Raw genomic sequence first — 662 nt, forward strand, 5'->3', positions numbered from 1 at the left:
TGAAACCATCACGCGCAATCATCAATGCAGAGGGATGGCAAACCTGCTGGCCCGAGTGAAACACTTCATGGATACCGTGTCTCCTTTCCCGGGGAATGGCTATGGCACAGCGAAGGTGTAGCACTATTGGGATCAGTTATTTAGTTACGGATTTTTTATGTCTATTGCAAACGATCTGAACGATGTTGTTGAGGCATCTGGCGACATGCTGGCTCGGCTGGCCATTTTTGCCGACCATATTCCCGACGAATGGATTACTGCCGCTGCCGCCTTGTCTGAAAAGGCCACTATCCGCCGACGCCGCTTACCTTCTGATATGGTCTTGTGGCTCGTCGTGGGGATGGCCTTTTTCCGCAATGAGCCCATCTCCGAGGTCGCTCGGCGCCTCAACATCTGTGCAGAAGGGTTGGCCAATGATGCCTTGCTCGCGGACAGTGCCCTGTCTCAGGCCCGTCAGCGACTCGGCAAACAGCCGCTCGAGTGGCTGTTCAAACAGTGCGCCGATGTGTGGGGGCTGGAACGTTATCCTGAAGACCATTGGCACGGTTTACAGGTCTTTGCCATCGATGGGGCCCTGTTCCGAACCCAGGATATGCCTGAACTCAGAGCACATTTCGGCTCGGGTAACACCTCAACCAACCGGCAGACACCCTACCCGATGC

Annotated in this window: 1 protein-coding gene and 1 pseudogene; both read left to right on the forward strand. The window is 55.1% G+C overall.

The genetic code is table 11. The features are described from left to right. Positions 1-121, forward strand: a pseudogene (locus MUW49_RS18320) (IS630 family transposase); the annotation flags it as partial. Between the two features lie 36 nt (positions 122-157). Continuing rightward, the coding region (locus MUW49_RS18325; protein WP_244813058.1) for a transposase domain-containing protein at positions 158-662 on the forward strand (505 nt) is incomplete at its 3' end.

The sequence above is a fragment of the Aeromonas sp. LsrichE-8G genome (genome assembly GCF_022869435.1).
GTDB classification, from domain to species: domain Bacteria; phylum Pseudomonadota; class Gammaproteobacteria; order Enterobacterales; family Aeromonadaceae; genus Aeromonas; species Aeromonas caviae.